Below are 2344 nucleotides of genomic sequence, written 5' to 3'. Positions count from 1 at the left end.
TCGCGCGTCGATTCGCCGCCGTTGGGCAGGCGCACGCGGTCGCGTTTGACGTGCATCAGCCGTCCCTTGAAGACGGTCTCGCTCTCCAGTCCGGTTTCGGTGAGCGTGGTTGTTGACGCTTCAGCGTCTTTACAACCACGGCCTGCCTCTTGCGAGTGAAGGTCGGGGGTATCGTTTTCCATGGCCGCCATGATAGCGATGCCGGTCGCAAGCGCGGGCAAAAAAATGCCGGGCTCTTGCGAACCCGGCGGAATCGGGGGTATCTGCCCCGTGTTGCGGAGAACTTCCAGCTTGCAGGCAAACCAGCAAGCTTGTTCATCCTACGCAGGGGGGCTGGACCTGGCTATACAACTTTAGTTGTAGAAGCAATGCAACTCATTGTTTATATTTAACTAATTTTTCACGCAGCGCGGAATACTGGCGCCGGCTGACCATCAGGCGCTCATCCAGTTCATCCAGTCGCAGAAAATGGCCGTCCTCCTCGCCGGGAATTTTTCCGATTTCGCGGATGCGCGCAGTGGCTACCAGGCAGTTGCGGTGGACCCGCAGGAAGCGCTCGCCGAACTCGTTCTCCAGCCGGACCAGCGATTCCTCGATAAGAAATTCGCGGGCTGCGGTGCGCACGGTGACATATTTGAATTCCGCCTTGAGATAGAGAATGTCTGCCACCGGAATCAGCACGACGCGGCCTTTCTCGTTGACCGACAGATGGCTGCGCGCCTTGGGGTGGGCATCGCGCAATCGGTCGAGCACGCGGGCGCTCAAGCTGTGCGCCCGCGACAGGGCACGCAGCAGTCGATCGGCGCGCACCGGTTTCAGCAGATAGTCGACCGCATTCAGGTCGAAGGCCTGACAGGCATAGGCATCGTAGGCGGTGCTGAAGATGATGGCGGGCGGCGCGGCCAGCCGGTTGAGGTGGGCGGCGCATTCGAGGCCGTCCATGCCGGGCATGCGGATGTCGAGCAATACTACGTCGACCGGTTCCTGCTGCACCCGATCCAGTGCATCCAGCCCGTTGTCGGCTTCGCCGACGACATCGACCGCCAGTTCGTCGGCGCAATCCGCCAGCACGTCGCGCAGGCGGTGGCGCGCGGGCGCCTCGTCATCGACGATGAGGACGCGCAGGGACGGGTTGGGTGCGTTCACGTGTGTAGGGAATGACGATATGCACCTGATAAACGGCGCCCAGCGGCTCCAACTTGAGCTGGGCGTCGAGGTCGAAGTGCAGCTGCAGGCGCTCGCGGATGTTCGCCAGCGCGATGCGGTTGCCCTTGTGGCGACTCGCATCGGCGGTGATCGGATTGCGCACCACGATGTGCACCTTGTCGGCGCTGCGATAGATATTGAGGCTGATTTCGCCACCGTCCGCCAGCGGCTCGATGCCGTGGTAGACCGCGTTTTCCACCAGCGGCTGCACCACCAGCGGCGGAATCAGCGCGTCGGCCGGCATTTTATGGATGTGCCAGACCACCTGCAGGCGGTCGCCCAGGCGCAGCTGTTCCAGTTCCAGGTAAGCACGGGTGAGCGCGACTTCATCCTCCAGCGGCGCCAGCTGGCTGGCGTTGCCCATCAGCGCACGGAACAGGTCGGCCATATTTTCCAGCGCGTGTTCGGCCCGGCGCGGATCGCTGCGCACCAGCGACAGCACCGCGTTCAGGCTGTTGAACAGGAAATGCGGACGGATGCGCGCCTGCAGGGCCTGCAGGCGCGCCTCGGTGATGGCGGGCGACAGGGCGCGGGCACGCAGATTGAAATAGGCCAGCAGGCCGGCGCCAAGCAGCAGCGCGAACGCCGCCACGCCGGCCAGCGGAACCGGCTGCGATCCGGCCAGCAGCGGACCGAGCCACAACGCGACCAGCACCGGCACGGCCGCGCCGAGCAGCAGCGTGCATCCCGCGCCTGCCCGATACGGCAGGCTGCGCAGCCAGCGGCCCGCCGCGCACAAGGCCAGCAGCGTCAGCAGCAATGCCGGCTGCGCCAGCGCCGACAGGGCGACGAATTCCGCCCAGAAGGCCGGCACGTCCGCCACCCGCGCCGCCACCCCGGCGGCCAGCGCCGCCTCCACGGTCAAGGCGATGCGCAGGTTTGTCCCCAGGTGACAGAAGTTCGGCAATTCGACCTGCCGGTTGTTATGATTCCTTCTTTTCATTCCCCGCTTCTGTCCCCATGAGCACGTCATCGACGCCGCCCGCCGCCTGGTCCGGCCGCTTTTCCGAGCCGGTTTCCGAAATCGTCAAACGCTACACCGCGTCGATTCCCTTCGATTATCGGCTGGCCGAGTTCGATATTCAGGGTTCGCTGGCGCACGCCGCCATGTTGCACCACGTCGGCGTCCTGTCCAAGG

The 2344-nt window shown here is 64.5% G+C and carries 2 protein-coding genes and 2 pseudogenes; 1 reads left to right on the top strand and 3 read right to left on the bottom strand.

Features of this window, described 5'->3' with window-relative positions:
- The 3 genes and pseudogenes from Q0L94_RS17675 to Q0L94_RS17665 form a co-directional block, all read right to left on the bottom strand.
- Positions 1-182 (bottom strand): annotated as a pseudogene (locus Q0L94_RS17675) (hypothetical protein); the annotation flags it as partial.
- Positions 183-375: 193 nt separating this feature from the next.
- The gene (locus Q0L94_RS17670; protein ID WP_296755965.1) at positions 376-1146 is read right to left on the bottom strand and encodes a LytTR family DNA-binding domain-containing protein; all 771 of its coding nucleotides are present in this window, start codon (positions 1144-1146) and stop codon (positions 376-378) included.
- Complete coding sequence (locus tag Q0L94_RS17665; protein ID WP_296755963.1) at positions 1103-2149, bottom strand: sensor histidine kinase; 1047 nt, start codon at positions 2147-2149, stop codon at positions 1103-1105. The genes Q0L94_RS17670 and Q0L94_RS17665 overlap by 44 nt, the downstream gene beginning before the upstream one ends.
- A 17-nt stretch (positions 2150-2166) precedes the next feature.
- On the opposite strand from Q0L94_RS17665, the pseudogene Q0L94_RS17660 reads away from it, so the two are divergent.
- Positions 2167-2344 (top strand): annotated as a pseudogene (locus Q0L94_RS17660) (argininosuccinate lyase); the annotation flags it as partial.

It is taken from the genome of Thiobacillus sp., from assembly GCF_024708915.1.
Note: the sequence above shows the minus strand (reverse complement) of the source record. Positions and strands in the feature narration are given on the sequence as shown.

What these genes read in the sequence shown, in the direction of transcription:
- Q0L94_RS17665 (WP_296755963.1), bottom strand. Translation starts at nt 2,149, where the DNA reads ATGAAAAGAAGGAATCATAACAACCGGCAGGTCGAATTGCCGAACTTC.